21 protein-coding genes are annotated in these 25,903 nt (G+C 50.6%); 15 read left to right on the top strand and 6 right to left on the bottom strand.

Features of this window, described 5'->3' with window-relative positions; all coding sequences use genetic code 11:
* Positions 1-56: 56 nt before the first annotated feature.
* The 3 genes from AB4Z33_RS22025 to AB4Z33_RS22015 all read left to right on the top strand — a co-directional run bounded on the left by AB4Z33_RS22025 (position 57) and on the right by AB4Z33_RS22015 (position 9,368).
* The gene (locus AB4Z33_RS22025; RefSeq protein WP_442051945.1) at positions 57-6,341 is read left to right on the top strand and encodes a fibronectin type III domain-containing protein; all 6,285 of its coding nucleotides are present in this window, start codon (positions 57-59) and stop codon (positions 6,339-6,341) included.
* Between the two features lie 151 nt (positions 6,342-6,492).
* On the top strand, positions 6,493-8,283 hold the full coding sequence (locus AB4Z33_RS22020) for a cache domain-containing sensor histidine kinase (RefSeq protein WP_442051944.1): 1,791 nt from the start codon (positions 6,493-6,495) through the stop codon (positions 8,281-8,283).
* Positions 8,280-9,368 carry a response regulator transcription factor gene (locus AB4Z33_RS22015; protein WP_442051943.1) on the top strand — a complete coding sequence of 363 codons (1,089 nt, stop codon included), beginning with the start codon at positions 8,280-8,282 and terminating at the stop codon, positions 9,366-9,368. The genes AB4Z33_RS22020 and AB4Z33_RS22015 overlap by 4 nt, the downstream gene beginning before the upstream one ends.
* 61 nt (positions 9,369-9,429) lie before the next feature.
* On the opposite strand, the gene AB4Z33_RS22010 is transcribed toward AB4Z33_RS22015, so the two are convergent.
* Positions 9,430-10,011, bottom strand: coding sequence for an NAD(P)H-dependent oxidoreductase (locus AB4Z33_RS22010; protein WP_442051942.1), 582 nt, complete (start codon positions 10,009-10,011; stop codon positions 9,430-9,432).
* A gap of 158 nt (positions 10,012-10,169) precedes the next feature.
* Between AB4Z33_RS22010 and AB4Z33_RS22005 the strand changes: the two genes are divergently transcribed.
* The 5 genes from AB4Z33_RS22005 to rpiA all read left to right on the top strand — a co-directional run bounded on the left by AB4Z33_RS22005 (position 10,170) and on the right by rpiA (position 12,875).
* Positions 10,170-10,481 carry an AraC family transcriptional regulator ligand-binding domain-containing protein gene (locus AB4Z33_RS22005; protein WP_442051941.1) on the top strand — a complete coding sequence of 104 codons (312 nt, stop codon included), beginning with the start codon at positions 10,170-10,172 and terminating at the stop codon, positions 10,479-10,481.
* Positions 10,482-10,517: 36 nt separating this feature from the next.
* Positions 10,518-10,697: a helix-turn-helix domain-containing protein gene (locus AB4Z33_RS22000; RefSeq protein WP_442051940.1), complete on the top strand. Its 180-nt coding sequence runs from the start codon at positions 10,518-10,520 to the stop codon at positions 10,695-10,697.
* A 154-nt stretch (positions 10,698-10,851) separates the two neighbouring features.
* Entirely contained in the window at positions 10,852-11,088 is a 237-nt protein-coding gene (locus AB4Z33_RS21995) for a hypothetical protein (RefSeq protein ID WP_442051939.1), read from the top strand.
* A gap of 136 nt (positions 11,089-11,224) precedes the next feature.
* Complete coding sequence (locus AB4Z33_RS21990) at positions 11,225-12,184, top strand: acetylxylan esterase (RefSeq protein WP_442051938.1); 960 nt, start codon at positions 11,225-11,227, stop codon at positions 12,182-12,184.
* Positions 12,185-12,203: 19 nt separating this feature from the next.
* Positions 12,204-12,875: a ribose-5-phosphate isomerase RpiA gene (gene rpiA / locus AB4Z33_RS21985; RefSeq protein WP_442051937.1), complete on the top strand. Its 672-nt coding sequence runs from the start codon at positions 12,204-12,206 to the stop codon at positions 12,873-12,875.
* A gap of 52 nt (positions 12,876-12,927) precedes the next feature.
* Here rpiA and AB4Z33_RS21980 read toward each other — a convergent pair whose 3' ends face one another.
* Positions 12,928-14,058, bottom strand: coding sequence for an MFS transporter (locus AB4Z33_RS21980; protein ID WP_442051936.1), 1,131 nt, complete (start codon positions 14,056-14,058; stop codon positions 12,928-12,930).
* 242 nt (positions 14,059-14,300) lie between these two features.
* Between AB4Z33_RS21980 and AB4Z33_RS21975 the strand changes: the two genes are divergently transcribed.
* Complete coding sequence (locus AB4Z33_RS21975; protein ID WP_337099209.1) at positions 14,301-14,933, top strand: hypothetical protein; 633 nt, start codon at positions 14,301-14,303, stop codon at positions 14,931-14,933.
* Positions 14,934-15,074: 141 nt separating this feature from the next.
* On the opposite strand, the gene AB4Z33_RS21970 is transcribed toward AB4Z33_RS21975, so the two are convergent.
* Both AB4Z33_RS21970 and AB4Z33_RS21965 read right to left on the bottom strand, forming a co-directional pair.
* Positions 15,075-16,022 (bottom strand): ABC transporter permease, encoded by a 948-nt coding sequence (locus tag AB4Z33_RS21970; RefSeq protein WP_442051958.1) that lies wholly within the window; start codon positions 16,020-16,022, stop codon positions 15,075-15,077.
* A 1-nt stretch (position 16,023) separates the two neighbouring features.
* Complete coding sequence (locus AB4Z33_RS21965; RefSeq protein ID WP_442051935.1) at positions 16,024-16,944, bottom strand: ABC transporter ATP-binding protein; 921 nt, start codon at positions 16,942-16,944, stop codon at positions 16,024-16,026.
* Positions 16,945-17,160: 216 nt separating this feature from the next.
* On the opposite strand from AB4Z33_RS21965, the gene AB4Z33_RS21960 reads away from it, so the two are divergent.
* The 4 genes from AB4Z33_RS21960 to AB4Z33_RS21945 are packed head-to-tail and all read left to right on the top strand — an operon-like array spanning position 17,161 to position 21,841.
* Positions 17,161-18,984: a histidine kinase N-terminal 7TM domain-containing protein gene (locus AB4Z33_RS21960; protein ID WP_442051934.1), complete on the top strand. Its 1,824-nt coding sequence runs from the start codon at positions 17,161-17,163 to the stop codon at positions 18,982-18,984.
* Positions 18,965-20,140, top strand: a complete 1,176-nt coding sequence (locus AB4Z33_RS21955; RefSeq protein ID WP_442051933.1) for a response regulator — start codon at positions 18,965-18,967, stop codon at positions 20,138-20,140. The genes AB4Z33_RS21960 and AB4Z33_RS21955 overlap by 20 nt, the downstream gene beginning before the upstream one ends.
* 9 nt (positions 20,141-20,149) lie before the next feature.
* Positions 20,150-21,247 (top strand): low temperature requirement protein A, encoded by a 1,098-nt coding sequence (locus AB4Z33_RS21950; protein ID WP_442051932.1) that lies wholly within the window; start codon positions 20,150-20,152, stop codon positions 21,245-21,247.
* A 24-nt stretch (positions 21,248-21,271) separates the two neighbouring features.
* On the top strand, positions 21,272-21,841 hold the full coding sequence (locus AB4Z33_RS21945) for a DUF1697 domain-containing protein (protein WP_442051931.1): 570 nt from the start codon (positions 21,272-21,274) through the stop codon (positions 21,839-21,841).
* On the opposite strand, the gene AB4Z33_RS21940 is transcribed toward AB4Z33_RS21945, so the two are convergent.
* Both AB4Z33_RS21940 and AB4Z33_RS21935 read right to left on the bottom strand, forming a co-directional pair.
* Positions 21,842-22,663: an NmrA family NAD(P)-binding protein gene (locus AB4Z33_RS21940; RefSeq protein ID WP_442051930.1), complete on the bottom strand. Its 822-nt coding sequence runs from the start codon at positions 22,661-22,663 to the stop codon at positions 21,842-21,844.
* Positions 22,664-22,726: 63 nt separating this feature from the next.
* The gene (locus AB4Z33_RS21935; RefSeq protein WP_442051929.1) at positions 22,727-23,173 is read right to left on the bottom strand and encodes a MarR family winged helix-turn-helix transcriptional regulator; all 447 of its coding nucleotides are present in this window, start codon (positions 23,171-23,173) and stop codon (positions 22,727-22,729) included.
* A gap of 178 nt (positions 23,174-23,351) precedes the next feature.
* On the opposite strand from AB4Z33_RS21935, the gene AB4Z33_RS21930 reads away from it, so the two are divergent.
* The gene (locus tag AB4Z33_RS21930) at positions 23,352-24,200 is read left to right on the top strand and encodes an SDR family NAD(P)-dependent oxidoreductase (RefSeq protein WP_442051928.1); all 849 of its coding nucleotides are present in this window, start codon (positions 23,352-23,354) and stop codon (positions 24,198-24,200) included.
* Between the two features lie 38 nt (positions 24,201-24,238).
* Positions 24,239-25,723, top strand: coding sequence for an AMP-binding protein (locus AB4Z33_RS21925; RefSeq protein WP_442051927.1), 1,485 nt, complete (start codon positions 24,239-24,241; stop codon positions 25,721-25,723).
* Positions 25,724-25,903 lie beyond the last annotated feature (180 nt).

Genomic DNA, 25,903 nt, shown 5'->3' with positions numbered 1-25,903 from the left:
GACCGATCAGAAGATCGTCTATGGAAGAGGGGGATGTTTGACGCTTGACGGGAAGGATGAGCAGATTGCGAAMACGATCAGTGAAATGGATTTCTCTTACGATGATTGCACTCCYATTATGRCTGCCGCTRCAGTCTATTGCTGTATTCGCGCAAGGTTTGACGGAGCAAGAGCTGAGTGAGATTCCCGGCAGCGAAGTGCTGATTGACGATCTAGAGCTGGAAGGCGCTGTGCTTAATCCGGAGGCAGCAGCTTACGGTTCACTCGAGGCGGTTGAGGTAGCGGGGCAGACCTTCGCGAATGCGCTTCGGTTCACGACTAATGTCCAGCCGCAGGGCACTTATTTGTTCCAATATGTGATGCCGATCGAAGGAAAGATCGAACAGGATGACGTGCTGCTAGCTTCATTTTATGCCAGGACGATCAGCTCAACCCACGAGACGGCTGAGGGACAGCTGGCTGTCGTCATGGAGAAGACGCAGACCTGGGATAAGTCGATTAACGAAACGATTGCAATCCCATCCCAGTGGAAAAAATTTCTTATCCCAATCAAAGCGGCTCTGCTTATGCCTGCAGGGGAGCTCCCAGCCAATAACGCGCAACTAACGCTGCGTCTGGGCTTTAAGCCGCAGGTCGTCGAGATCGCCGATCTTCAATTAATCAATTATATGAAAGCGATTACATTCGATCAATTGCCGAGCACGCCCGTTACCTATGAGGGTATGGAGGAGGATGCGCCTTGGCGGGCGGAAGCGGATGAGCGAATTGAGCAGTATCGCAAAGGCGACTTCGCGATTACCGTTATCGATGAAGACGGCAAGCCGGTCGAAGGAGCGGACGTTCATCTGAAGATGAAGAACCACGAGTTTAAGTTCGGCACGGCGGTGAACAGCGCACTGGCGCTTGGTACGGATGCCAATTCCGAAATGTACCGGACGAAGCTGAAGGAAAACTTCAATTCGGTCGTGATGGAGAACGATATGAAGTGGTCATGGTGGGAAGGCAATCGCGCCAGAACGGTGCAGCTGTACAATTGGCTGGGCGAGAACGGGTTCGCCGTCCGAGGCCATGCACTGCTATGGGATGGCGCAAGCCGGATGCCGGCCGATATCGGCGAGCTGCTGAACGACCGCGAAGCGCTGGATAAGCGAATCAAGGATCATTTTCACGAGCTGGCCGGTTATTTCCGGGGTCGCCTATTCGATTGGGATGTGCTTAACGAGCCCGTGCTCAATAAGATGATTCGTGGCGTTTACGGCGACGAGATTGCTGCGGATTGGTTCAAATTAGCCAAGGAAGCGGATCCGGACGCCAAGCTGTATCTCAATGAAACGCAAATTTTAGGCGTTGATGCTCCGGTTATCGACAACCTGTCGGATATTCTTCAGACATTGAAGGATAACGAGGCGCCGATTGACGGCATCGGCATTCAAGCGCATTTCGGCAGCACCCCGGAAGCGCCGATGGACTTCTACGATCAACTGACGCATTTCACCCAATATGCGGATGAGATAGCCATTACGGAGTTCGATATGAATTCGCCGCGGCAGGACGTGCAGGCGATGTTCACGAGAGATATATTGATCGCGACGTTCAGCCACCCGAATGTGCAATCGTTCACGATGTGGGGGTTCTGGGATGGCGCGCATTGGCAGAACAATGCTCCGTTATTCCGAAGCGACTGGAGCTTGAAGCCTTCAGGCGAAGAGTGGCGCAAGCTCATCTACGAGACCTGGTGGACGGATTCACAAGGAATAACTAATGCTAGCGGCGTATATGAAGATCGCGGTTTCTATGGGGATTACGACATTATCATCGACTATGAAGGCGTCAGCCAGACGATTGAGCGGTCGTTGTACAAGAACAGCGACAACCGCGTTACGATCGTGCTTGGTCAAGAGGAGGATACAAGCGAGCCATTCATTCCATTGCCTATTCCGCTTCAGAATGCGGAAATAACGTCTCCCGTGTGGCCATACGGCAGTGTGTTCGGGGCATCCGAAGCTTCCGCAACTGCGGTGACGCTGTCTTGGCCCGACGCGCATGACAATGTGGCCGTAGATGGATACCGCATCTATGAGAACGGAAGCTTGCTTCGTGAGGTGGATGCTGCGATTACGGACTTCGATGTGACAGGCTTGAAGCCTGGAACGAGCTATACGTATACCGTGGAAGCGGTCGATGCGCAAGGCAATCGTTCCGTACCGAGCGAGCCGCTTGCTATAACGACATTATCGGATGCTGATGCCGATGCAACAGCGCCTGGCTGGAGCAAAGGCTCGTTCATCACCGTATCCGGGCTAAGAGAAGACGGAGCAATATTGAACTGGCCGGCAGGCGTCGATAATGGGGTCGTAGGCGGCTACCGGATTTACGTGAATGGACGGATCGTTCATGAAACGACAGCGCGAAGCTACGAGCTAACCGATCTGATGGAACAAACATCGTATACCGTTCGCGTCGAATCGAAGGACGCGAACGGCAATCTGTCGCTGGGCGGACCGATAGTCACCTTCAAGACATTAGGCGCCGCCGATCACTCCGCTCCCGTATGGGTAGACGCGAGCTTGACGCCATCGGATGTCGAGGCCGACAGCGTCAAGGTGAGCTGGAGCGGGGCACGGGATGCCGGCGGCGTAACTGCATACCGATTGTTCGACGGCGTCAAAGAACTCGTAACGCTGCCGTCATCCGTCGATTTCTACCAAATTAACGGATTAACAGAGAATCGAACGTATACGTTCAGAGTAGAGGCTGCCGATCATGCCGGCAATTGGACAACGAATGGGCCAGCAGCAACGGTAAGCACGGCTGTCACTCAAGATGCCGTCTTGCCAACGTGGCCAAAGTCGAGAACGCTCCATTACAGCGCTTTGACGGATCGTACCGTCAGCTTGAACTGGACGACTGCGACGGATAACATAGCGGTTGCCGCTTATCGAATCTACCAAGACGATACGGTCCTAGCTGAAGTGGACGGCAATTCGTTTCACTATAATGCTGATGATCTGGAAGCGGGCCAGACTTATGCGTTTCGGGTCGAAGCGGGAGACGCCGCTGGCAACTGGACTTCGACTGGACCTGCGGTTACGGTTCATACCTCGTCCGGCGTCGTTCGGAACCATACTACGCTTTACCCGAGCGACGACGCCTTCATTCAAGCTCCTGCCGTGTTCGGAGGAGACGGCACGACGAACAATATAGCCTATCTGCGGTACAAGAACGCGGCGGGCGCTTCGGCAACGGAGCAGAACAAAAACACGGGCAATAACCGCAGAGCGTACTTGAAATTCCCGCTCGACACGGTAACTGGAAGTGTATATGAAGCTACATTAAACCTTTACGTGTATGCGGTGCAAACGCCGAATTTGGATATTGGCATGGATCTGTATGCAGCGGGCGACAGCTGGTCCGAGACTACGGTTAATTGGAAGAACAAGCCGGTTGACGGCAGCTTGTTAGGCAGCGCGACCGTGCGAAACGCCGGTTATTGGGTGTCGATTCCGGTGACGGATTACGTTCAATCAGAGCTGAATGGCGATGGAATTGTCACCTTCAAGCTGACTGACGACAGATGGCTTGATCAGAATGTCGATATCCACTCCAAGGAGGCGACTGGGACGAACGCTGCCTTGAAGCCTTATCTATCGGTCGGCACGGACGAGATTCCAGCAGATGCAAGCGCACCGGAGTGGGATGCGGCTACGCTGAACGTGAGCGATGTGAAGCCGAACAGGGTCAAGCTTGCTTGGTCAGCGGCTACCGATGACGCAGGTGTGAATGGTTACAAAATCTATCGCGACGGTACTGCAATCGATACGTTGCCGGCAGATGTACGGAGCTATGAAGCAACAGGATTAACAGCGAATACGAGCTATTCATTCAAGGTAGAAGCGCTGGATGCGGTTCATGAAACGACAACAGGACCTGCCGCGCAGGCAACGACAGCGGCAACCGATACGGTTGCTCCATCTTGGCCAGATGGTGCTGCCGTTCAAGCAGTTCGTGTAACGCGCACTGGCGTTATGCTTGAGTGGACACCAGCCGAGGACCAGTACGGCATTGAAGCTTATGCGATTTATAATGGCGGCGTTAAGATTAATGAAGTGGCTGGCGATGTACATGGATATGAGGTTACGGGACTGCAGCCTGGCACAGCTTATTCGTTCAGCGTGAAGGCGCAAGATGGCACGGGCAACGCGGCAAGCAGCGCAGCGATTCCAGTCACAACGTTAGCCGCCGACGACAGCGTGCCGGTATGGGGGGAAGACGACGAGCTAACGGCATCGATTGTGACAACGTCTGGCGTATGGCTTCATTGGCCTCATGCGACGGATGATACAGCTGTAACAAATTATCGCATCTACAAGGGCGACACGATTATCGGTGAAGCAGGCGCGCAGGCAGACAGTTACTTTGCTTCCGGACTAAGCAGCGATACGTCTTATACGTTTCATGTTCGAGCGCTGGATGAAGCGGGCAACCTCTCAGACCCGCTGTCAGCCGAGACGGTAAAGACGCTGCAGCAGGATACGATTACGCCGCAGTGGCCGACCGGCTCGCGGATCAACGCGGTGCTGGAGACAGGCGCGGTTCATGTAGCATGGGATGCAGCGGTAGACAATATTGCGGTTAAGCATTATCAGCTTTATCGGGACGGTGTGCCAATCGCCCTGATAGATGGCGGCTTCACTAGCTATTCGGATATGGCTGGCGATCCAGATGCCGTGTATAAAGTCGAAGCGGTCGATATCGTCGGCAACTGGACGGTATTCGGGCCGAGCACGACAGATCCCATCATTCCGGTGCCACAAGATACGCTGCCTCCAGGCTGGCCGATTGGCAGCAGGCTCTTGGCTAGCGCAGTAAGCCAAACTTCCATACGGTTAACTTGGGATGCGGCGATCGATCAGATCGGCGTAACAGGCTACAAGCTGTTCATTAATGGAAGTGAAGCAGCGACGCCGCCTGGAACGGGCTGGACAGTAACTGACTTAGCGCCGGGCACGGATTATGACTTTAAGGTAGAAGCGGTCGACGAGGCAGGGAACGAGTCCGTCAATGGCCCATCGGTTCGCGCACGCACCAAGACAGCAGGGAATAACACGCTTCCGCCCGTGCAGGAGACGGAGGAGCAGCCATTCATCATGGCTAGCGATGGCAAAGTAAGCATCTTGTTCCCCGATTTGTTCGTGACTCCAGGAAGCGGGCCGATTGTATTGTCGCTAGAAGGGACGATACTTGCCGAGGCATTCGGCAAGACCGCAACTGATGCGTCAGGAAAAAACGTGATAAGCGTTAAGCTGCCTCCTGCGCCAGATACGACTTCCTATGGCTTGCAAATACCGGCCAGCTATCTGACAAGCAGCGGCAGCAATAGAGTAATTGAGCTTATTACCGACTGGGGAACGTTGACGCTTCCGGGACATATGCTGGCGAACAACGCCGCTGCCAAAGCTGCGGCATTCGTAACCGTCAGCATATCACGAGCTCAACTACCAGCCGATACGGAGCTAAGCGGAAAAGTCGGCCTTATATTAGAGTTGTCGGTGTCGTCGCAAGGCTCTGAGCTGCTTTACGATAATAAGGAAGCACCGATCGAGGTTCGTATTCCTTATCAAGCGACAGACTTGGAGCGCCAGCATTCGCAGCATCTGTCGGTCTGGTATGTCGGCGACGATGGAGGAGTGCGTGGCGTGCCGTCTGGACGCTACAATCAAGCAACAGGGGAGATACGCTTCACTACAGATCATTTCAGTAAATATGCCGTCGTCTATAACGACAAAACATTTACTGATCTGGCTGCTGTACCGTGGGCGCGTGTAGCCGTCGAAGCTCTTGCAGCGAGAGGCGTTGTTCGCGGCGTATCCGAGAACGCCTACAACCCCGTTGCTTCGATAACTCGTGCAGACTTCTTGAAGATGCTGGTTGACACTCTCGAATTATCAGTCGATGTGAAGTCATCTTCCTTCGGAGATGTCAAGGATACCGATTACTTCTATGAAGCAGTCGAAGTTGCGCATTCACTTGGCATAACGAGCGGCAAGGGAGGCGGTCTGTTTCAACCAAGAGCGCCAATCACCCGCCAAGAGATGTTCACGCTAATTGCAAGGGCGCTGCCGCTTGCTGGCAAATCATTGCCGGTTGCATCTCCGGAGCAGCAGCTTGCGCCATTCAAGGATCGCAGCGCGATTGCTCCTTATGCGGAATCTGCGATTGCAGCTATGGTGAAGGAAGGGCTTGTACAAGGCAGCGCAGCGCAACTGAATCCAACGAGCCAATCCAACCGTGCAGAAGCTGCTGTGTTAATGTACAGACTATTAAGCTATATCTTCGATTAAACCCAAATATTGGCCGTGGCGAACATTGTCGTTCGCCGCGGTCTACTCTTGTGATTTGCCGAGAGAGTTATTAGAGTTAATAGAGTAGTAATAGAAGTGCATCCGACCTGGCCTGGAGGAAACGAGATTGTTGAAGCCMATCATCAAGTATATGAAAAGATCGCTAAAGTGGAAGCTGATCGCGCTCATCGTAACGATACTCATCTTCACGGTTTCAGCCATCGGTTATTTCAGCTATGTCCAGACGATGCATTCCGTCAGCAAAGATATCGATAAGCTGACGAATCAAGTGCTTACGCAAGCGAATATGAACCTGAATCGTTTCTATTCGGAATACGAAATGATTTTCCTGCTGCTTGGAAGCAGCCTGGAATACCGGGAATGGCTGCATGCCTCGAACGATACGGAACTCTCTTCCGATCTCGTTCGATATTATGAACGAATTAAGGTCAATTACTTGAACCGCATCTTTCTGCAATATCCGGAGGTCATGTCTGTCACGATGTACAACCCGAATGGACGGGAGCAGACTTTTGCCAACGGCTATGTGCTTTCGCTCGATTACAGCGTGCGGGACGAGCCGTTCTTAGGCGGGCTTGGCAACTATGACAAGGTGAAATTCATACCGCGGGTGGCGGACTATTATTTGGATTTCGGCAATCGCAAGTCGGAGAAACCGGTGCTTACCCTTTTCAAAAAATTCAATAACGGTTATGTCAAAATGGACATTTCGCTTACACCCTCCCAAAACGTCATGGACGAAATCAGCATCGCCGATTCCAGCGTGGCCGCCGTTATAACCGAGGACGGAACGGTCATTCACCATTCCAATCCGGGCGAGGTGATGAAGCATACGGACGATCGGATCGTTAGACTGCTGGACGGCAAGAGCGAAGGCTCCATCAATGATCGCTCCAGAGAGGAGCTTATCGTATTCCAATCCATTGATCGAACGAATTGGAAAATATTCGCCGTGATCCCTTACGAGAAAATTGCCGGGAGCATTGATTATGTCCGCAATATGACGATTTTCATATCGGTGACGGCGTTGATTATAGCGGTTGTGCTTACCTATTTGGCCACGACCTCCATCGTTAAGCGGATAGCCAAGCTGAGACAGGCTATGGTCATCACGCAAATCAAAAACGACTTCAAATTTCKCGCGCAGGTCGACGGGAATGATGAGGTGACGGATTTAAGCTTATCGTTCAACAGTCTGCTTGGCCATCTGGAGCAATCGGTTAACGATTTAGCCGAGATTCGCGTTCAGCAGCATAAGGCGGTTGTATCCGCTCTGCAATCCCAGATCAATTCTCATTTTTTATACAATACGCTGGAGTCGATTAACTCGATGGCAGTCATCTACAAGCAACCGGACATAGGGAGCATTGCGGTAGCGCTGTCCCATATGCTCAGGTATACGTCGGACTACAAAGAATGGGAAGTCAGTCTTGCGGATGAGGTTCGTTATACGGAAGATTACTTGGCTATTATGAAAATCCGTTACGGCGATGATTTGACTTACTCTATCGATGTTCCGAAGGAAATGACGCACGTTTGTTGCTCTAAAGCGCTGCTCCAGCCAATCGTGGAGAACAGCATCAAGCATACGAGAGAAACGACCGCGGAATCGGTCGATATCCGTATTGCCGCGGAGATCATCAATGCCTCAAGGCTTCGAATAACGGTCCAAGACAACGGTCACGGCTTCTCGCCAGAAGTATTGGCCCGCCTGAGAGCGGAGCTTGCGAGAGACCCGCGTCATCGTTACGACTATACGGGGGTAGGGATATCGAATCTGATCTATCGGCTGCATATGTTCTATGCGGGCGAGGCGGACATCCGCTTTTACAATGATGCCAGCTCGGGCGGAGCTGTCGTGGAAGTCATATTGCCATTGCGATTAAGAGATGTTGGAAATAAAGGGGAGAATGAATTATGAACCGAATCGTAATCGTCGATGACGAGGAGCTGATCCGCAGAAGCCTGTCTATCCGGTTATCCGATATGGAGGGGGTAGTCGTCTCAGCTGCATTAGCGAATGGTCAGAGAGCTCTCGATTGGCTGGAAGGCCACTTTGCCGATATATGCATTACGGACGTCAGGATGCCGCTCGTTGACGGGCTTCAATTAATTGAGACTGTCAATCGGCAGTATCCGTGGATGACCTGCATCGTTATTTCCAGCTATGACGATTTCGAATATGCGAAGCGGAGCATACAGCTTGGGGCTATCGATTACGTGCTTAAGCCGGTAGACCCGGACGTATTGACCGAAGTGCTGGGCAAGGCATGCGCGAGAATTCAGACGCAGCGGCGATATGAAGCGAACCAGCTGCTGTTGCGCAAGCTGCCAAGCTGCAAGGCATTGCTTAATCAATGGATCGAGATGATCACTTCCGTGTACTTGCAYGGACAGCCGCTGCTGATCGTAGATACGCTGGCCGTTCTGGAAGAGTGGCTTGACGGACGGCTCGAAATATTGAACGAGCTGGCGATGGCATGGACGCAGCTCCTCATCGAGGAACTGAAAAAGCAGGATATCGTCGTGAATTACGAGGAAGGGGAAGATACCGGACTCGGAGAAGTTACGTTAGCTAATTCGCGCGTGCGGTCTTACTTTCGGTTATGCGCGGTAAGAAGGCTGGAGGAGGCGGCGAACGTGCTAATGGAGGGAGCGAGAAGAAGCAAAAACCTCCAGAAGCAAGGCGCGGTCGATCAAGTGAAACGATATATCGAAGAACATTACGCGGAGAAATGGGGACTGCAGGATGTAGCCGACCATGTCGCGATGAGCCGCTCGCATTTGGCTATTCTGTTCAAAGAGGAGACCGGGATGACCATCTGGACGTATTGCATTAGCGTTCGGATGCGCAAGGCGAGAGATYTTCTGCTGACCACGACGCTGCGAAGCTATGAGATTGCCAACCGCGTCGGCTATGAGAACAGCGTCCACTTCTCTAGAATATTCAAGGAATATCACGGCATCAATCCGATGGAGTACAAGAATAAGCTGGAAAGCGATTAGTTGGAAAATAGACAAAGAAAAAAGCCCGCGAATCCTCTCTGATTCGCGGGCTTTTATAGTTTTACGCCAATCGCGCGCCCATCCGCTTCGCTTGCTCCAGCCACTTCTTCCGATTCTCTGCCGTCGCGTGGGTAACCGGGCCGATATCCGTTACGCGAACGGGCTTGATGCCGCAGAATTGCAGGATGCTTTGCTTCACGACGCGGTGTCCCGCTTGCCCGTAGATCAGCCGGTTGTACCAAGACGGCGTGTCGCTCGTCACGATGAGCCGGGCGGTCTTGCCGGTTAGCAGCTTATCGAAGAACATGGAGTTCTCCTTATACCTGAAGGCAAAGCCCGGCAGCAGGATGCGGTCGAAGAAACCTTTCATTACGGCAGGCATCATGCCCCACCATACGGGGTAGACAAGCACGATACGATCCGCCCATCGGATAAGCTCTTGGGCTTTAAGCAGATCAGCCTCGAGCTCCGTTCTTTGGCGGTAACCGAACTTTAAGTTCGGCTCGAATTCGAGCTCGCCCATATGAAGGGCGCGAACTTGGACCGGCTGCTCTTTGGCGCCTTCGATATAAGCTTGGGACAACGCCGAACAGAAGCTTTCGGTGTCGGGGTGGCCGGTAATGACGAGAATATTTGATTTCATGATCGATCTCCTCCGCAATATTGTTGTAAGATATATACAGCATAATAAAACTGCGGCAAGTGATGAATGACGAGCGGCGCAATAAAAGTGAACAAAAGCGCAAAGGCGGGATTTAGCTTGAAAGATCAACGAATAGCGATTTCGATGGTTTATTCAAAGTGCAGTTCACACATGAAGCGCCTTTTTCTACGCAGCCTTACGAGTCGGTATTCGGCAGAACGCCCCGATTCGGCGCAGAGGATAACTTTTTGCGAATGAATAAGGAAGTGCTGAATTACCCTGTTCTGTACGCGGACCCGAAGCTGCTTGGCATCTTCGAGAAGCTGGCGGAAGAGACGAAGGAGAGGCTCATACAAGGGAACGCGTTCTCTGACCAAGTGTTTCAGTGGATGATGAAATGTATGCCCGCCTATTTTCCTACGCTGCAGCAGACGGCCGACTATTTCAATATGAGCACTAGAACGCTGTAAAATAAGCTAAATGACGAGCAAACCTCGTACAATTTATTGTCAGCCCGCGTAAGGAAGGAGCTCGCATTCAGTTATTTGGAAATAAAAGCTTATTCGATAGGCGAGATCGCCTATTTGCTTCACTTCTCCGAGCCTAGCGCGTTCCAGAACGCGTTCAAGAAGTGGACCGGCGTTTCTCCTGGACATTACCGAAATACGGGGCTTGGCGTTCATTGAGTCAAGTGAACTGATTCAAAACTATGCATTTGCAAGCTTTGTTCAAATTTATAGAGCTATATGTCTATTCGATGTGATAAAATACCTATAATTCGGCAAATTATGCCATATCATTGGAATGACTCACCGCTTCTAGCGAGAGGAAGGAGACATCATGGCAAACTATCAAATTTGCGACTTTTGTGGTGAGCTATCCGAGAAAACGAGCAAAAACATGTGCAAAAGCTGCGAGGACATGTACCACAAGCTGCGCGACATTGTTGTCGCTTATCCGGATACGATGGTTCTCGATCTTTCGAACCAAACCGGCATTAGCGTAAGTAGAATCCTTTCCTTCGCGAACAGAGGGTATTTCGTTATGAAGGCAGGAACGATCGAGGTAAACGAGTAAGGAATGGACGAAACATGCCTGCTTCCGGCATGTTTTTTTATATACAAATCTATTGATTTATAAGTTTCACAGTGATGACGATATGATAAACTAAGGAAAACGCTTTTACGCAAAGAGAGAGAGGTCGAATTCGAAAATGCCATTAGTAGACAAACCTATTGCAGAGCTTTATAAGTATGAGGGGCGGAATCCGAAACCGTCTGATCATGCCGAGTATTGGGATCGGGCGATTGCCGAAATGAAGGCGGTCGATGCTCAAATTGAGTTGATTCGAAKCGAATTTCAAGTGCCTAACGCGGAATGCTTCGATCTGTATTTTACCGGTGTCAGAGGGKCGCGAATTCATGCTAAATATTTGAAGCCGCTGCATACTGCCGAGCCTCATCCTGCGATCGTGCAATTCCATGGCTATACGGATAATGCGGGCGACTGGCAGGACAAGCTTCAATACGTTGCACTTGGCTTCTCGGTGTTCTCGATGGATTGCCGCGGGCAAGGCGGGCTGTCGGAAGATACGGGCGGCGTGAAGGGGACGACGATGAACGGACATATTGTCCGCGGATTGGACGGCAACCCTGATCATCTGTTATTCCGCCATATTTTCCTGGACACGGCGCAGCTGGCTGGAATTGCGATGTCCATGCCGGAGGTTGACCCTGAGCGCGTAGGCGCGATGGGCGGCTCGCAAGGAGGCGCGCTCACGATTGCTTGTGCCGCCCTCGAGCCTAGAATTAAGCGGTTAGCGGCTGTATTTCCGTTTCTTAGCGATTATCAGCGCGTGTGGGAGATGGACCTCGCTAAGGATGCATATGCCGAGCTTAGGACGTTCTTCCGTCATTTTGATCCGCAGCATGAGCGTGAGGAAGAAATTTTTACGAAGCTGGGCTATATTGATATCCAATATTTGGCTGAACGAATCGAAGGCGACGTGCTGATGGGTGTTGGGTTAAGCGATACGATCTGCCCTCCATCCACGCAATTTGCGGCTTATAATAAGATCAAAGCTCAGAAGCAGGTTGAGCTGTTCCCGGACTTCGGTCACGAACATTTGCCGGGCTTCAACGATAAAGCGATGCAGTTTTTGCTCAAGCTGTAATATAAGGGAGAATTCGAATATGGATGGAAAAAAGCTTGCTGGAGAAAAAGCGGCCGCGTATGTGGAGAACGGGATGGTCGTAGGCCTCGGTACGGGATCGACGGTTTATTGGACGATTATGAAGCTTGGCGAGAGGGTTCGCGAGGGTCTGCAAATCCAAGGCGTACCGACGTCACKGAGAACGGAAGAGCTGGCGCTTGAGCTAGGCATCCCGCTACTGGACTTGGCTGAGGTGGATGAGATCGACTTGACGATTGACGGCGCCGACGAATCGGACGGCGAATTGAGCTTAATTAAGGGCGGCGGCGGCGCTCTGCTCCGCGAGAAGCTGGTTGCTTCCGTATCCCGGCGATTCATCGTCGTTGCCGATGAGTCCAAATGGGTTGAATCATTAGGAAAGTTTCCGCTGCCGGTGGAAGTCGTGCCGTTCGGCTGGGAGCTGACAAGCAGGCAGCTGGGCAAGCTTGGCTGCGATCCGGTCCTTCGAATGGCCGGTGATGAGATTTACCTTACCGATAACGGAAACTACATTATTGATTGCCACTTCGGCGTAATTAAGGATGCAAAGTCCTTAAGCGAAACTTTGAATAAGTGGCCGGGCGTCGTCGAGAACGGGTTGTTCGTGAACATGGCGGAAAGAATCGTCTTAGGTTTTACGGATGGTTCGGTAGGGGAACGATTGCCGGAGTAAATCATTGCTTATAGCTGCCCCATGGTCATAACATGACCATGGGGCAGCTTCGTTATCCCGATATAGAAGATTCCTTGATTYGGAATGCGCTCGGCAGCAGTGCCGCTGTCAACACAACGAACACGAGCATCGCCGGTAGAATGGAGCCGAACGCGTCGGTGGATTTCTCGAACAAATATACGAATGCAGTGCCTGACACTTGGCCGCCCAGCAGAATGACGCCTAGAGACATGCCTTCTTGGACGGGATATGCGGTTTCTGAGCCGTGTTGGAACAAAATCGGCGCTACGCCCATGATGGCGAAGCCGGCAATTCCGGCACTGATGATAAGCCATATGACGTTATTGGCAAGGGCAAGCGCAAGATACGTGGGAAGCAGCACGGCGATTGCCGTAATGAAGAAGGGGACTCTTAGCCGGCGTTTATCGGAATACAGGGGCAGCAGAATAGCACCGATAATTCCTGCAACGATGAAGATAGCTCCTATTATGCTTGCTTCGTCTGTCGTTATTCCTCTTGGCAGCATAATATTCTCAAGCAGCGTTAAGATCGTATTGAAAATGCCGATTGAGATGAAGCTAATGAGTAAGATGCGACCGTAAGCCCGATTATTGATCAGCTGTTTCACAGTCGATAGATTCATAGCTGTTGCAGTCGGTAATGCCTCGCCAGTACTGGCGGGTGACTTTACGAAGGCGAATAGAATAGCGATGCATGCCGATACAATGGCGATAATCGCGAACAGCATGAACAATTGCGGAATGCCGGATTGCTCCGCTACGATCGGTGCCACCACCACGGGAACGATGAATCCCACGTATTGAGCAAGCGTCAACAGACCAGCAGCGGTCGATCGTTCGGTTACAGGAAACCAATCCGCGGCTGCTTTGGTAGACAGATTCAGCAGAAATGGCTGTGCGATAGCAATAATGAACTGGGTTATTAAGACGATTGTAAAGTCATCAGCGAAGACGGCTCTAAGCAATCCGAAGATTGCCGTTAATGATGCGCCGATTATCAAGGAGGTCCGGTACCCGTAACGGTCGATTACCCATGATGCCGGAAAGGAGAACAGGATGAACATCAGCATGAAGCTCATTGAGCATAAAGCGATGGACAAGCTGCCCACTCCGTAATAGCTCTCGGCTAAGCTTGAGATCGGCGCTAATGATAACCACATCATTTCAATTGAAACGATGATCGGGATCATGGAAATCAGAACGATCCATCTGTACTTTGAATGTACATTTGATTTTATAACAATTCCACCTTTGGCCATAGGATCGATCTCAAGTCATAGAAGAAAAATCAACTAGAATATACCATGGATTTGCAGGTTCTGCCAAAGCGTATTTTCGGGCATGAGAGGACGGACTAGACTGCCCAAGCGGCAAAATGCTATGATGGTAATGGGTGAAGCAGACGATGAACAATGAGACGAAAAATGCAGACGTCAATGGCAACAACGAGAATCAAGCAAACGATTCCAACGAAAGAATGGTCGAATTGATCAAGGCAGTCTATCATAACGGACTTACGGCATTGAAGATGTACTTCGACGATGTCGAGGGTCAAGTTGTGAATCAAGAACGATACGGCCCGGTATTCCTCTTTCAAGTGAAGGACGAGTCCAAGAACGGTTATGTATGCGGTTTCTTCCTGCAAGAGCTCGTCGCGAAGTTCCAGTCTGGCGGCGATCCTGCGCAGTGGATGTCTTCGTTCTACTTCGAAATGATGAAGCAAGAAGGCGGCAAACCGTTTCCAACCCCTCCGGCTACTGAGGAAGCAGCCAAAGGCATTATCGACAATCAGCTCGTACCGGCTTGCATGGAAGCCATTCGCTCGGAATTCGCACCGGAGAAGGTGCATGTAGGTCTTGATATGCATCCCGAGCAAGGTCCGGTTCTAGAAGCCGGATTCCCGTCCATTATCGACGGCAACAATGTTTGTGCTGTTCCGCTCCATCTTTTGTTTACGCATCTGATGATGAACCGCGATCCTGCGGAATTGCTCATTCAAGGTCTATACAAGATTCGCGAAGAGCATGGCTTAGACTAGCATTTGCGATACGTTTATCTTAAGTCGAACAACCGACACTCCTTCATTTAGAAGGAGTGTTTTCTATTTGTGTGACAAACAAGAGCCCGCTAGGAATGACTTCTTCCTGGCGGGCTCTTGCTCTTTGTCATACAAACGAAGTTAAGCGGCTACGTCGCGTTTCGTGAACAACAGCCAAGCGACAAGCTGGAACACGACATAGTAGGCGACGAGCATGATGATCGAGAACGATAGCGTCATTTCCGGTCGCAGCGGCGATGAGCCGCTCATATATTGCGTCAGATCGATGTTGGAGAACAGCAGGTACTTCACCCAGCCGTAACCGCTCAATAGGGCCGAAAGCATGTTGCCGACCAGCATGAACAGCAGGGAGAAGGCGATCGCCATCGAAGAGCTGCGGAAAGCGGATGAAATCATGAAAGCCATCGTGACGTACATGAGCATCGATACAACGGAAAAGCCGTATTTCTCCAACGATTGAACGAAATAGGAGCTCCCTTCGATTACGCCTGCTTCGGTTATCGTTATGCTCGATTGGCTAGTGCCGTCGAAGCCTTCAAGGATGCCGCCGGCAGCAAATGCGCTTGCGAAGCTTAGGATCAGCAGCAGAAGCGCGAAGCCGAGCGTTGCGATATATTTGCTTAACAATATTTTCGAACGCGATGYCGGACCGACAAGCAGAAGCTTAATCGTACCCCAAGTGAATTCAGCGGCAATCATGTCGGCAGCGATAATGACCGTAAGTATCGTCGCCAGTATAATTAAGGAAGCCGAGTTGTTCACATAGGTCCATAACGATAATTCGTTAGGATTTATGTTCTGTTCCAGATAATATTCGTTGAGCTTTATTTCATTCGTGAAATAGGTTTTGTCGCCTTCGGACAGCTCTTTGTTATTTTGAAGCTCTTGCTGATAATAGTTGTTTTGCTCGATCAGGCTATTTTCCCAGTTGACATTGGAATTCTGGCTCGAATCCCATTTCATAATACCGCTCATCAACGCTATTGCCAAAATGAGAAAGGCGATCATGAGCCACGTTCGAGGACGGCGATAAATTTTCATATTTTCATTTCGAATTAGATTAGACAAACTAGACAATCATCTCACCTCCGGTAATTTCAAGGAACTGGTCTTCCAGCGACTTCTGTACGGCGTGAATGCCAAGCACATCTATTTCCGAGCTGACGAGCAGCCTTGTAATATCGGGAATCGCTGCTTTATCTGCGGCAAGCTCAAGCAGATTGCCTTTCACGGTAATGCGCGAAGCATCGAAGATTGAAGCAAGCAGCTGCTGCGCGCCAATATGGTCGCCGACCTCGATTACGATCTTCGATTCGATCGAATCGCGAGCTTCCTGCAGCGAGCGTATATCGATGAGCTTGCCCGCTTGGATGATGGCGACTCTATCGCACATGAGTTCCATCTCGGATAGCAGATGGGAGGAGACGATGACGGAGATGCCTTCTTCTCTCGTCAGCTTGCGCAAATAATCGCGCAGCTCGCGAATGCCTGCCGGATCAAGTCCGTTAGTCGGCTCGTCAAGGATCAGCAGCGAAGGGCGATGCAGAATCGCCTGGGCAACGCCAAGCCGCTGTCTCATGCCGAGCGAGTAGCGCTTAACCTTCTCGTGGATGCGGTTCTGAAGCCCGAGCAGCTGTACGACTTCATTGATTCTTTCTTTCGTGATTCCTTTGTGCCGTCTTGCAAAATGAACGAGGTTCTGATATCCGGTCAAAAATTTATACATTTCCGGATTTTCGACGATTGCCCCGACATGCGTCATGGCCAGCTCGAAGTGCTCGCTGACGGATATTCCCTTTATGAGGGCTTCCCCTTTGGACATTGAGATCAAGCCTACAATCATACGAATCGTTGTTGTTTTACCGGCACCGTTCGGCCCTAGAAATCCGAATACTTCACCTGCGGGTATATCGAAACTCAGATTGTCGACGATCTTGCGTCCGCCAATCGATTTGGTTACGTTGCGAAGCTGCAACACGGCTTCTGTCATGCGAATAAAACCTCCTAGAATTATTGTACATTTGAACTATACTGGAAGTAGTATCGGTATAAAATAGACCTTTGATTAGTATTTTCCCCCTGCTTAGGTCGAGTATAACCAGAGTTGATCCGGCTATTACTGAAATGATTTTGTATGCAGACGCCGCTTTTTGAATATATAATTCGTTTAGAGCTTAGTGAGAGATTCAGAGCGGGAGGCTGGTCGATGGATACGAAGCAAGGGATGGTTATTTTGCTAGTGCTCGCCATACTTCTCATGTTGTTCGTCGCTTCGTTGTCCTATCGGAAACGGCATTTGCCCGGCGCGAAAACATTGATTGCCATTATGATAGGCGCAGTCCTTTATGCGTCAGGCTACGTTCTTGAACTACTAAGCAGCGATTTGAATACGTTCAAGCTGTCGCTCCAGATCGAATACCTGGGTATCCCTTTCGTCTCCACGCTTTGGCTGCTGCAGGCGATCCAATTTACGGGGACGGCGGCGAAGCTCGGCAGAAGCATGATGTCAGCTCTCTTCATTATTCCCGTTGTTGTCTTTTTCCTGCATCTAAYGAATGATTGGCATCATCTTATCTACGAGCAATACATATGGCATTCTGACACCTCCATTCCGCTATATACGACGGTTAAGGGATTCGGATACAAAGTACATACGGCTTACAACTACGCCGTCATGCTTTGCGGCATTATGCTGTACCTATCGATGTACTGGCGATCCATGGCGAATGTGCGCAAGCAAATCGCCGTGCTACTGATCGGCGCAGCAGCTCCATTCTTATTCAATATGTTTTTCTGGACAGGCATTAACGTCGATCTGACTCCGTTCGGCTTTGCCGTGTCGGGCGTTGTTTACTTATGGGGCATCTATCGCATTAATCTGCTCCGTCTGACGCCGCTAGCAATGGCCAAAGTATTCGATACGATTCGCGATGGCGCGATACTGCTCGACTATGAGGATCAGATCGTCAGCTTCAATAAAGCGGCCTGCGAAGTGCTTCCGGAGCTTGGCCTGGCGAAGCAATTGCCGATCCCGGCCGTTCAGGTTCTGTCCGATTGTCCGGAGCTTCTGACGCCTGTTATTGCAGCAACGTCCGAAGAGGAACGCTTCTCTTTCCAACGGTTCATGTTGAACCGCAATCGTCACTATGACTGCAGATTATCGTTCATTTACGATACAAGCACGCTCCCGATAGGCAAAATATTGCTGTTCACCGATATTACGGAGATGAAGGAGAACGAGGCGAGGCTGCGTGAGAACGCAAGACAATTGTCCGAGCTGAACGCATTCAAGGACAAGCTGTTTACCGTCGTCACCCATGATATTCGCGATCCGATCGCCATTCTCGTTAGCTTAACCGAGCTTCTCGGCGAGGAGCTGACTGAGGCTGATATGGAGCATGCCGAGTTGTTCCGCGAGCTGAAAGGGCAAATGCAAAATACGTTTCACCTCGTCGAGAACCTGCTTGACTGGTATCGCAGCCAGCGTGGGAAGGTCGTATTCCGGCCATCGGGCTGGAATTTGCAGCAGGTTGTCAGGCAAGCTCTGTCCATGGTTAGTACGAAGGCCGGCATGAAGCAAATCCGTATGACAGAACGGATCGATGAGCGGCTCACCGTACGAGCGGACAAAGAGATGTTGGATCTTATTCTGCGGAACCTGCTCTCGAATGCGATCAAATATACAGGAGTGGGCGGATTTATTGAGCTGGAAGCCGTATTGGAAGGGGAGCTTGTCGTTGTATCTGTACGCGATAACGGTGTCGGCATGGATAAGAAGACGACTGAATTGCTGCTTATGGAGGAGCCCCTCCTCGGTCCTCTAGATCAAGAAGACGAACGCGGTGCGATGCGATTCGGTCTCGTGCTGACTCGGGAATTCGTTCGTATTAACGGAGGCAGCCTATGGTTCAGCACCGAAGCAGGCAAGGGGACGACATTCTCGTTCACGCTGCCAGGTTCTCTTGGCGGTCGCGAGGCGTTCGATAGCGAAGGAAGGGAGGCGGAGTTGTATGAAAGTTATACTGGTTGACGACGAACCCGCAATGCATCTTATTTTGCGTAAAATGTTAGCGAAGCTGCCGGGGATTGAAGTTGCAGGCGCGTTTACGGATACGAAGTCCGCCGCTTCCTTCATACGCGACAGCGGGAATATTGAGCTGGCATTCGTCGATATCTCGATACCGGGAGAGAGCGGAATGGAGTTCGCAGTCAGCATGGAAGCTGCGAATGCTGAATTACAGATTGTATTCGTCACGTCGCATAAGGATTATGCGCTTAGAGCCTATGAGCTTGCCGTCGTTGATTACCTCGTAAAGCCGGTTTCTCAAGAACGGCTTGGGCGGACAGTGAACCGTATCCTTGCGAACCGCAGGCAGGCGAGTCCTTCGCGGGAGGTCGAGCCGGGAACTGAGCAGTCGGACAAGACAAGGGTAACGGTGCTTGGCGATGTTTCCGTCAGCAATGAACGAGGAAGGGTGAAGTGGATCTCGCGCAAGTGCGCGGAGCTGTTCGCCTACTTGCTTATCCATCATGGACGGCGAATTCCGCGTTCCAGGCTCGTCGAGGATATATTCGGCGGTATGGTCGTTTCGAATGCGGAGAGCTATCTGAATACGACTGTTTATCAGCTTCGTAAGTCGCTGGAGACGATAGGCCTGCGCGATGTTGTGCGGTCGGAGAATGACGGATACGCGCTGGAATTAAAGGATTCCATAATCGATTATATAGAGTTCGCAAGGCGAGTCGAAGAGATTCGGCCAAACGAAGTGCGTGATATGGAGCGGGCGCTGCAGGTTGAGCGGCTTTATGCGGGCAGGTTATTCGGCGACAAGGCGTATATATGGGCCATTTATGAAACGGAGCGTTACGAGGATTTGTATGCTTCATTCGTTAAGCAGCTCGCTGAGTTGCTTATCTCCATAGGGGATTCGTCGGTAGCCTCGAAGCTATTGCTCAAGCTAAACGAGCGTAATCCGCTAGATGATTCGGTTATTCGCATGCTGATGACGATTCGGGAGATGACAGGGGATAAGAAAGGGTTGACGGTCCTTTATACGGATTTTGCAAGGCTGCTTAGCCGAGAGCTCGGCATTCGTCCTTCGAATGAAATGATTCATCATTATGATTTATTGATTAGCAGATTTGACGATAGCAATAAGAGAAGTACGACATTGGAAAGGAAATGATATTTGTCCATGGCCCATTTTGCCAAAAAAGTAACCTGGCTTGAATTATTTTATGATCTGCTCTTTGTGGCAGCAGTGTCGAAGGCTGGTCATGTGCTTCTGCATGTCGAGCATGACACGATTCCCATTCAATATTTGCTGAAGTTTGTTCTTATTATTGTGCCCGTCTGGTGGGCTTGGGTAGGTCAATCGCTGTTCGTTAACCGGTACGGGGAGGATAGCGTATCCCATCGTGTGTTTCTTATTCTGCAGTTGTTCTTCTCGCTGATTATGACGGCGAGTTTATCCGTTGAGTTCGACGAATATTACTTGACCTTCCTAATCGGTTATGCTGGACTTAGAGCGATGACGGCTATTCAATATTTAGCGGTCAGCAAGCGGGAGAGCGATCATCGCAAGGATACGGCACGATATTTGGGCAGCCGTTTCTGGATCGGTCTAATCATCTCCTCCCTCTCGTTGTTCTTCGATTCATGGGTACGATATGCTGTCCTTTATGCAGGAATAGTCATCGATATGGCTCTGCCGCTTATGGGCAGACGATATTTGGTTAAGACGTCAATCAATACCCATCATTTGCTGGAGCGCTTCGCCTTGTTCACGCTTATTCTGCTTGGGGAAATATTGGTCAGTATACTTGCTGTCTTGCAGTCCAGCGAGTGGACTTGGGAATCCGTTCTATTCGCTGTACTCACCTTCCTGCTTGCTATCGCGGTATGGTGGCAATACTTTGATAATGTCGAGCTGAAGGTGAACAAAAATATAAATACAACGGGACAAATTATTATTTACGGCCATTTGCTTATTTTCATATCACTATGTATGCTGGCGGCGTCCATTCGTCTATTATTTCTAGATCAGCTGGATTACGTCTACATGGTCACGTTCCTGTTCGGTTCGGTGCTGCTTTACTTTTTCTCAACAACGCTTGTATTCCATAAGTATAGACATAGTGATCAGAGACTCGGGACTTCTCATCTTGCTTTATTGCTCGGCGTTCTCGCCGTATTTATTGTCATAAGCTTCATCACGGTATTGCCTAGCTACCTGCTTGTAGGTGAGGTGATGTTGTTCTTCGCCTTGTATGCCAAAGTGACCACGAAATAGAAAGAAAGGGAGAACATCAAACAAATGACGATACATGTTGCGTTACTGCGCGGGATCAATGTCGGAGGCAATAACAAAATGAAGATGGCGGACCTGAGAGCTGCACTTGCCGACCTTGGTTTAGCGAATGTGCAGACGTATATCCAGAGCGGCAATATTTTGTTCGAATCGGTAGAAGACGAAGGTGTATTGCGTGATCGGATTGAGCAGCAGATTCAGAAGGTATTCGGGTTCTCGATCAAGACGATTATTCGAACGGCTGATGAGTTGAGAGCTATCGTTGCGGGCCTTCCGTTCTCGGATGAGCTCATGGCTGAAGCGGAGGCTGGAGAAGGCGAGAGCTTATATGTGACGATGCTGCTTAGCGAGCCGGAGCCGGAGCGTGTCGAAAGACTGCATACATTCGAGACGGACGAAGAGCGATTCGTAATCGCGGGCAAAGACGTCTACTTATTGTTCAAGCAGAGCATTCGCAACTCCAAGCTGGCCGCTCAAGTGGAGAAGCTCGGCGTACTTCCAACGACTCGCAATTGGAAAACAATGAATAAGCTCATCGCGTTAGCCGACGAGATGGCTAATGGAAAGTCGGAATAATTATGGTTTGGGATGAATGAAAGGTCTAATGGTTTCTAGCAGAGAAGTAACCGGTGAGCCAATCAGCCGCTCCATCGCATCCGAGGTTGACGAGGTGTCCAGCTTGCGAAGAAGTCCGTAGATCCAATGCTGGACAGCCGCGTCCTCTCGTACGGTTATGGTTGTTCCCGTCAGCTCGGATAGAGCATTAGCTAGATCGTTGAACTGCCAAGCGGTCGGTACAGTTAACTCGTAGACTCTATTGCTATGAAGCTCGGGCTCGGATAGGACAGAAGCGATCGCCCTTCCCAGATCGAAACGGCTAACGGCATTGAAATGCCAATTCCCCGGGGCAATCACAAGTTCACGGCTTGTTATAGCTGTGTTCAAGTCTAACACGTTAACGAAATCAACGTAGAAGGCATTGCGAAAAAAGGTATACGTCATGCCTGCTGCCAGAATCGTTTGCTCCGTCGCTCTATGCATATGAGCAAGGGAGGCGGTGGACGCTTCCGGATAAGCGAAGCTCGTGTACATCAAATGGCTGATGCCCGCTCTCTTAGCCGCCTCGATGACATGCGAATGCTGACGAATACGAACAAGATCGTCACTATGGGAGCTGGAAATAAGGAGTACATACRTAGCACCTTCGAATGCCTGCGGCAGCGTATCTGGCTGGTCGTAATCGCACCGCTTAACCGTAACTCCTAACTGCTCAAACCGTTTCATCGTACCCGGCTCTCGAACGCAAGCGATCATTTGCTCGGCGGGGAGGCGCGTGAGCAGCTGCTCCATAATGATCATTCCTAATTGGCCATTCGCTCCTGTTATAGCGATTTTCATATCGAATTATCCTTTCTTGTGGGAGATAGTTAATGGCTTAACTAAATGGGCGAGCAAACGACATTACGCTTGGTGCAACTTATGGAGCAACGCGAGCAGTTGATGAAGCTCCTCTTCAGATAACTGTTGCATCTTATTGGAGATAAGTTGCCGATTGTCAGGCAGATGCTGCAGCAATACGCTTTGGCCTTCAGCTGTAATGGAAATAACCGACATGCGTCCGTCGCTGGGATGAGGCTTGCGGCTAATTAAGCCGTCGCTCTCGAGCGGACTGAGCAACAAGCTAATGTTCGATTTGGTTACGCCGATCTTGCGGGCAAGCGTTGAGGGGAGAATCGTGCCGCCCTCCTTCATGATCTCGACGAGAAGCCGAATTCGTGCTCCATTCAGCCCTTTGGATTGCCAATATTGCTCCGATACGTCTACTAAGCTGGCAGTTGCCTCTACAAGCGCGAAAAATACTCGGTTGCGCAAGGGCAGATCATGAATAAATTGTTCGAGATCATCCATTCTTTTGTTGCCTCCACATAGTTAAGTGCTTAACTAAATACAGTATATGATTTTATCTCTGGTTTGTAAATAATGGATTTCATAAGTCTTCTGATTTCATTTACAGGTATTGGCAGAGGAGATACAATTACATTCATAAGTTTGGAAGCCGCAGCACGCGTATGAAAGGATGGTGACGATGTACAACTACCGATTACTGGAGAAGCTGTTGTTTTCCTCTGGGGTGCGGCTAAATAGGAGCAGATTGACCGCTGCTCTTCGCAAGAAGACGATTCTGATTACCGGCGCCAGCTCCGGCATTGGGGAACGACTGGCATATAGGCTGGCCGAATTGCCCGTGCATCTGATCCTTGTAGCTAGGCGAGAGGATAAACTGCTCGTTATGAAACAGGAGATGGAGAAGCTGTCTGCACGGGTGAGCATCTATGGCGCTGATCTTCGTGACGCGGACGAACGGGAAGGGCTGCTGTCATTCATTCATCGATTGCCAGACGGACTTGATATCGTTGTAAGCAATGCAGGTTTATCGATTAATCGCTCCATAATGGATTCATTGGATCGAAAACATGATTTTACGAGAACGATGGCGATTAACTATGTTGCCCCAGTAGAGCTTCTGTTGTCGCTCATTCCGCTGCTGAGACGTGCTCAGGGACATATCATCAATATATCGACGATTAATACATCAATCGTTCCTCTCCCGAAATGGGCTGCCTATCAAGCATCCAAATCGGCTTTCGATATATGGCTGCGATCAGCTTCACCTGAGCTGCGCGTATCAGGCATCGCAACAACGTCTATTTACTTGCCGCTCGTACGGACGCCAATGATCGAGCCAACGGCAGCCTATCGCTCCGTGCCTGCGATGAGTCCGGATCATGTTGCGGACATTATTGCAAAATCATTATATACGAGGCGCCGAAGCTGGATGCCTTGGTGGCTGCCGCTTGGTCAGCTTGCTTCGGTTCTATTCAGAGCAACGCTTGAGCGATTCGCGGAAAGACGGCTCCGCGGAAGGGGGAGATGACGCTGCCATTGCTGACATTACTGTCGGTATTATACCGAATGAAGCTGCTAACACCCGTCGGCGTGTACCGATTGCTATTCGTTATTTGCAGGTATGGGATCAACCTGATGGCATTGTTGAAGCTTGCTGCCGGCTCGCATCGTCATCGTGTCGCGCTATCAGACGATCATGAGACGTTAACCTATCAGCAGCTGTTGGATCAAGCAGAGTGCCTGGCCGTGCAGCTGCGCGAGCAATATGGACTAGGCAGCCGCTCGAAGGCAGGTTTGCTTTGCCGCAACCATGCTTCGCTAGTGAAATCGATTTTTGCGTTATCCATGACAGGTGCGGATATTTATTTGATGAATGCCGAGATGAGCTCGGATCAGTTCGCGCAACTGCTGGATGCCCATGCGTTCGATTTCCTTATCTATGATGAGGAATTAACAGCTTTCATAAGGCAATCCACCTTTAAGGGGGCAAGTGTTTTAAGCTATCACGAAAATTTACCCGCCATTAGCAATATGATTCACGGTCCTCTTTCGAGGAGTTCTAGAGGGCAACGCAACTCGAACAGCAAGCTTATGCTGCTCACGGGCGGCACGACGGGAAGAGCGAAGGAGGTCGCCCACAAGCCCTCGTTGTTCCATTACTTGCCGCCTTTCTCGTCGATGCTGGAGAGGCTGCGGCTCTTGCAGTACAAGACGGTCTATATCGCTACTCCGATTTACCACGGATATGGCATTGCTATATTGCTGCTGTTCGTCGCACTTGGGAAGAAGTCGGTCGTTACGAGTATCTTCCAGGCTGAACATGCTTGCCGTCTCGTACGGGAGCATCAGGCAGAAGTGATAACGGTCGTTCCGCTGATGATCGATAAAATGCTCCGAGCAAGCAATTCCGGAGGAGATTTGAAGTCGCTTGCCTGTATCGCGTCAGGAGGGGCGGAGCTCAATCCGAGACTGGCGGAAGAGGTGTCTGCGAAGCTGGGAGAGGTGCTGTACAATCTGTACGGCACATCGGAAGCGGGACTATGTATCATCGCGTCGCCGCAAGATTTGGATGCGGCATCAGGCACGATCGGCAAGCTCATCGAAGGCGTGGGATTGAAAGTGCTGGATGGGAGCATGCATGAAGCAGCGGCTGGCGTGATTGGACAGTTTTGCGTAAAAAGCGGGTCTACTTGGATCAAGACGGGCGATATGGGCTATCGGGATGAGAAAGGTTACTTCTTTCTGAAAGGAAGAGCGGATGATATGATCGTTTCGGCTGGTGAAAATGTGTACCCGAGCGAGCTTGAGCATATTCTGTTCCAGCATCCTTTCATCGAATATGCCGCCGTCGTTGGCGTTCCGGACGAGCAATTCGGCCAGCGGTTGAAGGCGGTCGTTCAGCTTAAGGCAGGCACCGAGCTTAACGCGGAGACGCTTATCGAATGGCTGCGACCGAGAGTCGCGAGATACCAGATGCCAAGAGAGATCGTATTTGTTGATAGAATTGCCTATACTCCGCTGGGCAAGGTTGATCGCAAGCAATTGCATTGAACGAAGTACGATTTKGGCGCAGCCGAGACCTCTTTAGATCCGTCAAACGGCGGTCGTAGAGAGAGATTCGGAAGAGCGCCTTTTATTTTTGTTAGCCATATAGATGATTAGCGCGGAAATTTGTCCAAAGAATAGTTTGAAATTGTCCATTGGCTTATCGTCCAAATACCGTTATAGTAT

The organism is Paenibacillus sp. 2TAB19 (genome assembly GCF_052115185.1).
Classification (GTDB): Bacteria; Bacillota; Bacilli; order Paenibacillales; family Paenibacillaceae; genus Pristimantibacillus.
The sequence above is the reverse complement of the archived record's forward strand: the minus strand, read 5'-3'. Positions and strand labels throughout refer to the sequence as shown.

Bases quoted from the DNA above. Each gene is read 5' to 3' on its own strand.
- AB4Z33_RS22010 (WP_442051942.1), bottom strand. From the start codon at position 10,011: ATGAAATCAAATATTCTCGTCATTACCGGCCACCCCGACACCGAAAGC.
- AB4Z33_RS21945 (WP_442051931.1), top strand. From the start codon at position 21,272: ATGACGATACATGTTGCGTTACTGCGCGGGATCAATGTCGGAGGCAAT.
- AB4Z33_RS21955 (WP_442051933.1), top strand. From the start codon at position 18,965: ATGAAAGTTATACTGGTTGACGACGAACCCGCAATGCATCTTATTTTG.
- AB4Z33_RS21975 (WP_337099209.1), top strand. From the start codon at position 14,301: ATGAACAATGAGACGAAAAATGCAGACGTCAATGGCAACAACGAGAAT.
- AB4Z33_RS21935 (WP_442051929.1), bottom strand. From the start codon at position 23,173: ATGGATGATCTCGAACAATTTATTCATGATCTGCCCTTGCGCAACCGA.
- AB4Z33_RS21925 (WP_442051927.1), top strand. From the start codon at position 24,239: ATGAAGCTGCTAACACCCGTCGGCGTGTACCGATTGCTATTCGTTATT.
- AB4Z33_RS21950 (WP_442051932.1), top strand. From the start codon at position 20,150: ATGGCCCATTTTGCCAAAAAAGTAACCTGGCTTGAATTATTTTATGAT.
- AB4Z33_RS21995 (WP_442051939.1), top strand. From the start codon at position 10,852: ATGGCAAACTATCAAATTTGCGACTTTTGTGGTGAGCTATCCGAGAAA.
- AB4Z33_RS21930 (WP_442051928.1), top strand. From the start codon at position 23,352: ATGTACAACTACCGATTACTGGAGAAGCTGTTGTTTTCCTCTGGGGTG.
- AB4Z33_RS21965 (WP_442051935.1), bottom strand. From the start codon at position 16,944: ATGACAGAAGCCGTGTTGCAGCTTCGCAACGTAACCAAATCGATTGGC.